Source organism: Proteiniphilum sp. UBA1028, assembly GCF_002316955.1.
Taxonomy (GTDB): domain Bacteria; phylum Bacteroidota; class Bacteroidia; order Bacteroidales; family Dysgonomonadaceae; genus Proteiniphilum.
On record NZ_DCEN01000072.1, the window covers coordinates 79,091 to 87,005 of the forward strand.

General features: G+C 50.8%; 4 protein-coding genes. All 4 read left to right on the forward strand.

Features of this window, described 5'->3' with window-relative positions; genetic code table 11:
* Positions 1-63: 63 nt before the first annotated feature.
* Positions 64-597 carry an NUDIX domain-containing protein gene (locus tag B3Z75_RS12475; RefSeq protein WP_294072172.1) on the forward strand — a complete coding sequence of 178 codons (534 nt, stop codon included), beginning with the start codon at positions 64-66 and terminating at the stop codon, positions 595-597.
* A gap of 58 nt (positions 598-655) precedes the next feature.
* On the forward strand, positions 656-3,643 hold the full coding sequence (locus tag B3Z75_RS12480; protein ID WP_294072174.1) for a tetratricopeptide repeat protein: 2,988 nt from the start codon (positions 656-658) through the stop codon (positions 3,641-3,643).
* A gap of 58 nt (positions 3,644-3,701) precedes the next feature.
* A complete protein-coding gene (locus B3Z75_RS12485) occupies positions 3,702-5,411 on the forward strand; it encodes a hypothetical protein (RefSeq protein ID WP_294072177.1) in 1,710 nt (569 codons plus the stop codon).
* A gap of 219 nt (positions 5,412-5,630) precedes the next feature.
* Positions 5,631-7,915: transglycosylase domain-containing protein (locus B3Z75_RS12490; protein WP_294072215.1), on the forward strand; the 2,285-nt coding region annotated here is incomplete at its 3' end.

The window sequence follows — 7,915 nt, forward strand, 5'->3', positions numbered from 1 at the left end:
GACTGCCAGCTAACATATATACTTCTTAACTTGTCAGTCATTGCATTTGCAAATCGAAAATGAATGAAGCATCCTTTACACCAATTTCAATTCTGTCCGAAATGCGGCGCGGCACACTTCGCGGAGAATAACGAAAAATCGAAAAGATGTGCCGATTGTGGATTTGTTTACTACTTTAACTCATCTGCCGCAGTGGTAGCGGTCATCGAGAATCCAGAAGGAGAGATTTTGGTTGCACGCAGAGCGAAAGAACCGGCAAAAGGCACCCTCGATTTACCCGGAGGCTTTATCGACATGTACGAGACTGCCGAAGAAGCAGCAAGCAGGGAAGTTGAGGAAGAAACGGCCCTGACTGTTACTTCGGTGCAATACCTCTTCTCAATTCCGAATATTTATGTATATTCGGGCTTTGAAGTGCATACCGTGGATATGTTTTTTCGTTGCAGGGTAAACGGCTTCGACGGTATGCATGCCCGGGATGATGTGTCGGAACTGCATTTTATTGCGTACGACAGGCTTGATCCGGCCCGGTTTGGGTTGGTGTCGATCCGGAAAGGAGTAGAAAAATTATTATCGGAAATAAAGAATAAAGCGTGAAAACAGGAATAACGGAGATATTGCTGAAATCACCGCGTGAAAATTAACAATCCAGAATATGAAGAAAATCATCTTACTGTTTACCCTAGTCCTTATCACACAGACGTTCATGGCTCAGAAGACAAGATACCATGCCCAACCCGAGGATCTGTTTAACCGCGGCAAGGAGATGTTTCTTGAAGGGAATTATACAGGAGCACAGGATCTGCTGGCTGAATTTACACAAGCAAGTGCCGACGCTACCCTGAAAGAGGAAGCAGCATACATGATGGCTGTTTCGTCGTTCCGCCGGGGACACGAAAGAAGCGGCGAGGAGTTAAAGAAGTTTCTCGATACCCATCCCGAAACGATGCACCGCCATGAGATAAGTTTTCTTATCGGCTCCTATTATTACGACCAAAAAGAATGGGAGGCAGCGAGAATATGGTTCAACATGGCCGATCTGGATTATCTGACTCTTCCGGAGCAGGAAGAATATAGCTTCCGCACAGGATACACCGAGCTGCAGCTAGGCAATAAAGAAGAAGCGACACGCTTCTTCGGGCTACTTTTCCAGAACAGCAGCAAATACAGGGATGCGGCGGACTTCTACCTGGGTTACATCGACTATTCGAACAAGAACTATACTGCCGCATTGCAACGTTTTCAGCGGCTAAAAGACCATCCGGAATATCAGGAGGAGGTCGCTTTCTATACGGCACAGGCTGCTTTTTTCGACGGGAGGATCGACGATGCCGTGCGCCTTGCCGGGTCATTCGTGAGCCGTTATCCCCAAAGCAGCCATCAACCTGAAATGCATCGCGTGCTCGGCAACAGCTACTACCGTCTGGGGCAGCCTTCCCGGGCAATACCTCATTACGAGGATTATCTCGCGCACATCGAAAAGCCCCTGCGTGGCGATGCCTATTTTCTGGGATTGTCTTACTCTGAGACCGGCAGATGGAACGAAGCAGCTGCCATGTTTCAGCAGGCAGCAGGAGTAGCCGATGCACTGACACAGAATGCGCAGTTACAGCTGGGGCAAACCTACCTGAAGCTTAACCAGAAGCAACAGGCACAGATGGCCTTTGAGGCAGCTTCGAGGCAGAATTTCGACCCGCAGGTAAGAGAAACAGCCCTGTTCAACTACGCATTGCTGGCGCATCAGACAAATTTCTCTGTCTTCAGCGAGTCGATCACCCTCTTTGAAAATTTTCTCCGGGAATATCCCAACTCTCCCTACACGAATCAGGTAAACGACATCCTGGCGGAGACATTCCTCACCACCAAAGATTATCAGGCTGCGCTGAAAGCCATCGAACGCATAAAAAACCCGGGACGGCGCATCCTGGAAGCAAAACAGATGGTTCTCTTCCAACTGGGCGCCCAGGAGTTTATCAACGGAAGTATGAACGAGGCTGTGCAGTACTTCAACAACAGCATCGGCATGGGAAGCTACGACAACAAGGCGCGTAACAGCGCCTATTACTGGAGGGGAGAATCCTGGTACCGCATGGGCAACTATGCAAATGCCGCTACCGACTTCCGGCAGTTTACGCAAAATGCCACCCCGGGGGATGAGAACTATGCCCTGGGCTGGTACAACCTTGGATACGCACTTTTTAAACAACAGCAGTACGGGCAGGCTGTGCCCGCCTTTGAGCGCTACCTTTCTTCCGAGGCAGACCGCAGAAAAGACGAGTATGCTGATGCACTCAATCGCATAGGCGACAGCTATTACTTCAACCGTAATTTCGGTGAAGCAGAACGATATTACGCGCAGGCAGCCGACGCAAATCCCGGTGCTGCAGACTACGCTGCCTATCAGCGTGCTTTCGTGATGGGGCTGCAACGCAACTATCCGGGAAAAATCACGGCACTCGACAACCTGATGCGACAATATCCCAATTCGCAGTATTTTGACGATGCGCTCTACGAAAAGAGCAGGGCTCTCACCATGCTCAACCGGGAAAATGAGGCGATCGCGGTATTACAGCGGCTGGTAAACGATTTTCCCAGGAGTCCGCTCGCCTCACAGGGCGGCGTACAGCTGGGACAGCTCTATTATAACACAGGAAATTATCCACAGAGCATCGCCGCATACAAAAATGTGATCACCCACTTTCCGGGATCGGACGATGCCCGCAATGCGCTGGTTTCCATGGAAACGGTATATCGCGACATGAACGACATTCAGACGTATGTGGGCTACGCGAACTCACTCCCCGGTGGAATGCGCATCACGCCGTCGCGGCAGGATTCACTCACCTACCTGGCTGCAGAAAGTGTGTATATGCGGGGCAACCGTTCGGATGCGGAAGCGGCCATGAACAGATACCTGCAAACCTATCCCAACGGAGCTTACAGCAGCGATGCACACTACTACCTTGGCATGATGGCGGAAGAAAAAAGGAACGAACAACAGGCTCTTTCGCACTTCCGCAGAGTGATTGATGCCGGCAACATGAAGTTTCTCGACAATGCACTCATCTACGCTGCACAAGCAGAGTTCAAAAACAAAAACTACCGACAGGCACTGGCCGACTATTCGCGTCTTGCCAATGTGGCCAGAAACGCGGCCAACAAACAAACGGGCCAGATGGGGGTGGTACGCACACAAACACAGCTGGGAGCCTACCACGAAGCAGCAAGGGCCGCCACAGAATTACTGGCCAACAGCGGCCTTTCCCCGGAGACGGTGACCGAAGCGAGGTACCTGAGAGGCAAGGCATATCTGCAGGTAAAAGAGAACGACAATGCCATGTCCGACTTTCAGTTCGTGGCCAACGACACCCGCAGCATCTATGGCGCTGAAGCACAATTCATCCTTGCCGACACCTACTACCGGTGGAAATCGTACGACCGGGCCGAAGCACAGGTGAAAGAGTTTATGCAAAAAGGAACACCCCATCAGTACTGGATGGCGCGTGCTCTCATCGTGCTATCGGATACATACCGTGCCAAAGGCGATGAATTTCAGGCACGACAGTATCTGGAAAGCCTGAAGACAAACTACAAGGGCAACGAAGCCGATATTCAGCAAATGATCAACGAAAGGCTTCAATAAACACGAAAGAGATAAATCCGGAACGGACAAAGTAGCCATACAAACGAAAATAAAGCATATGAAGAAAGTATATATTGCAATAGCAGCATTTGCATTTACTGCCGGCTTAACAGCCCAGACGCAGGATTCATTGCTGCGGAGACAACTGGAGCTGGAACGCGACTTCAACCCCACCCTGCTGGATGCCGATAAGATCAACTCGCTTCCAGCGCTCCGGGAGCCTGTGGTGCAAAAAGCCAACACCAACTACTCCTCTTGGGCAGGACGTACTACCCCACCCCTGGAAATAGCCTTGCCCCGCCCTGCCGGCATCATGACGGAAATCCCTTACAGCCTCAAAAAGGGTTACCTCTCCTTTCATGCCGGCAACTACGCCAATATGGATGGAGCCTTTGGATACAGGCTGGTAGACCAGACAAAACACAACCTGGCATTTACTTTTCTGCACAACTCCACCAACGGGGATATAAATTATGTTCAGGAATCGGACCCGGCAGGCAACACCGCTTACATCATGGATAATCTGGGCAAACTGGCTTACCGCCACGAAGCGGATGCTTTGTGGCTCAACATGCATCTGTCTTACCTGCACTCCCTCTTTAATTATTACGGGAACACCTTCGGACATGAGCGATATTTTGATAATGAAAGCCAGCGCTTAGGAGTCCTCAATGCCCACCTGGGTCTTCAGTCGAAGGAGTCGGACCGGCTCAATTACAGTGGATCCATCGACTTTCGTAATTTCTCTACCAAGTTCGGTTATGCGAAGGACGGCGAACCCATCAGGGGAAATCAGCTGAATGCCATGGCCGGATTCAACAAGCCTTTTAGGGACTTCAACACCAAGGTTGGGGTAGACGGAAGCCTTTTCACCACCTTTTATCAGGGCAATTTCGACAATTATTTTCTGATAAATGCCTCTCCTTATATCCGTTTCGGAGGATTAAACCGGAGTGCACGACTGGGTGCAGACGTGCTATTTCAGGATGCCGACAAGATAAGAGTCCGCGTGGTTCCAAACGTGAAGCTGCATCTGGGGCTAACCGGCCGCACTTCGCTTTATGCCAACATCCACGGAGGCTTTCAAAACAACACCTTCCTGGAGATGATGGACGAATCGCGTTATTTCCTTCCCTACTCCTCCGTAAAACCTGCATTCTCCATTGTAGACATTGACGGCGGAATAAAAATTGGGGAAGCCAACGGATTCCGCATCGATCTGTTTGGCGGTTTCCGGAAAACAGATAATGCACACTTCCTCATTCATCACGGTCAGGAGGTGATCGGAGGAGATGCCCTGGGCCCCTTCAGGGAAGTTTTATCTCCGGTGTACGGCAGCCTGACTCACTCTCATATTGGAGGGGTGATCCAGTCGAACATCTGGGCACCACTGGATGTGTCGCTCCGTTTGAAGAAGAATTTCTATGACGTGACCGACATGACAATCAACGGAGGGCTGGTAGCCGATCCCAAAGCTTACAACAAACCGGGGGTTGAAATAGACTTGCGCTCTTCTTTGGAGATAACCCAAAGCCTGAAGTTCACCCTCAATTATTATTATGCCGGTGACCGGTGGAGCTATTATGAGGGTACTGAAAAAGAAATGGATGCCATCAACGACCTCAACTTGGGTGCAGCTTACGAAATCACCGATGCCTTCTCTCTCAATGTGAGGGTCAACAATATACTGTCTCAAAAGTACGACATCTGGTACGGACATCCTGCGCAGGGCCTGAATGCCTCGGGAGGTTTCACATTCAGATTTTAAAATGGCTCCGGTGGCAAGATTTGGCTAAACCAGGAGGGAAACTATTTTTAATACTTCTTCCTTCTTGTTATCAATGCTTTTGTGTAATTTTGCAGCGAACTTTTGAAAAGTTCAAACAGCAAATAGAGATTTCAGGAACGTATGGGCAAGAAAAAAAAGACGCTACACAACAGATCCAAAGTTAAAAGCAAACCGGATAAATACGACATTGTAAAAGCAATGTGGTCCCTCTTCGGGCTCATTGTAGCAGGAGCAGCGCTGTTTTTCCTGCTCGTTTCCACCGGAGCTCTGGGTTATTTGCCCGACATCGACGAGCTGGAGAATCCGATCGATAAATATGCATCGCAGGTAATCTCCTCCGACAACGAGCTGCTCTTCACCTATTCAGAAAGCGATGACAATCGCATAATGGTGGATTACTCCGAGTTATCGCCTCACCTCATCAACGCCCTGATCTCCACAGAAGATATCCGCTACTACTCCCACTCCGGCATAGACATCATCGGACTGGGCAGAGCCGTATTCAAGACGGTAATCCTGAACCAGTCGGAAAGCGGCGGTGGCAGCACCATCACCCAGCAGCTGGCCAAGCTGCTCTATTCCCCTCGCGCGAGCAACAAGCTTCAACGTTTGTTTCAGAAGCCGGTAGAATGGGTGATTGCCGCGAAGCTGGAGCGATATTATACGAAAGACGAGATCGTTAATCTCTATCTGAATAAATACGATTTCAACTACAATGCCGTAGGAATTGAATCGGCAGCACGCACCTATTTCAACAAAAGGCCCGGCGAACTGAAAGTGGAAGAGGCGGCCATGTTGATTGGCATGTTGAAAAATTCATCCCTCTATAATCCCGTTCGGCGCCCCGATGTCACCCGCGAGAGACGCAACGTGGTATTTTCACAAATGCACAAAGCCGGTCATCTCTCAAGGCAAGAGGCCGATTCATTGAAACAACTCCCCCTGGAAATTGACTTCAACCGTTCTGACCATGTGGATATTGCCGCCCCCTACTACCGGCAGCACCTGGCAAAGATGATGATGGCCGACAAGCCCAACCGGAAGAATTATGCTTCCTGGCAGCGGCAACAGTTCACGGAAGACTCTCTCTCCTGGGAAGAAAATCCGCTGTATGGCTGGTGCAAAAAAAACAAGAAAGCCGACGGCTCCACGTACGACATCTACACCGACGGACTCAAGATCTATTCCACCATCAACTCAAGGATGCAGCGTCATGCGGAAGCAGCTGTCCGGGAACATATGGGAGGGTATCTTCAGAAACAGTTCTTCCGGGAAAAAGCGGGCAAGAAGTATGCACCCTACTCCAGCGAGGTAAGTGACCAGGTGGAGGGATTGATGACGGCCGCCATGAAGCAGACCGATCGGTATCGCATACTGAAGAAATCCGGTTTCAGCGAAGCCGGCATTCTCAAAAACTTCAAGGAAGAACCGGTGGAAATGAAAGTCTTTTCCTGGGATCAACGGGAGGTGGACACAGTGATGACCCCCTGGGATTCCATCCGCTACCACAAAAACTTTCTGCGTACCGGATTTATGGCGATGGATCCCCTTACCGGCCACGTGAAAGCCTATGTGGGCGGTCCCGATTTTAAATACTTCAAGTACGACATGGTCACCACGGGCAAACGCCAGATCGGGTCGACCATCAAACCCTACCTCTACACGCTGGCCATGGAAGAAGGAATGACTCCCTGCGACGGCATGATACACGGCCCCGTGACCCTGATCACGGAAACGGGCGAGGAATGGACTCCCCGAAATCCGGGCCATAGCAGCGGTCAGTTTGTTTCAATAAAATGGGGTTTGCAAAACTCCAGCAACTGGGTGACAGCCTACCTGATGAAGCAGTTCTCTCCCTACGCCTTCGCACGGATGTTGCAGTCGTTCGGCTTGAAGACTCCAGCCGACCCTGTGGTCTCCCTGGCGCTGGGTCCCAACGACGCCTCGGTGTATGAAATGGTGGGTGCCTATTCCTCCTTCATCAACCGGGGTATCCGGGTAGAGCCGATGTTGGTGACCCGTATCGAAGACTCTTACGGCAACGAGGTAGCCACCTTTGTGCCGGAGATGAAGGAGATTTTCAGCGAGACCACCTCCTACAAGATGCTCGATATGTTGAAAGCCGTCGTCGACGGCGGCACAGGAGGCCGTCTGCGCAGAATTTACAACCTGAAAGGGCAAATGGGAGGGAAGACAGGGACGACGAACAACAACTCCGACGGGTGGTTTATGTCGTTTACACCCAGCCTGGTGGCAGGCTGCTGGGTAGGCGGTGAGGAGCGTTCCATCCACTTCGACCGGATGGCTTACGGACAGGGAGCCAGCATGGCGCTCCCCATCCACGGCATCTTTTATCAGAAGGTATATGCCGATCCGGAATTAAATTATACCGATAACGGTACGTTTGATATTCCGGCCGACTTCGACCCCTGCCACGATATGCAGCGCTATTCACCCGACTTCTATCGCAACAACGATCCGGT

Bases quoted from the DNA above. Each gene is read 5' to 3' on its own strand.
- B3Z75_RS12475 (WP_294072172.1), top strand. From the start codon at position 64: ATGAAGCATCCTTTACACCAATTTCAATTCTGTCCGAAATGCGGCGCG.
- B3Z75_RS12480 (WP_294072174.1), top strand. From the start codon at position 656: ATGAAGAAAATCATCTTACTGTTTACCCTAGTCCTTATCACACAGACG.
- B3Z75_RS12485 (WP_294072177.1), top strand. From the start codon at position 3,702: ATGAAGAAAGTATATATTGCAATAGCAGCATTTGCATTTACTGCCGGC.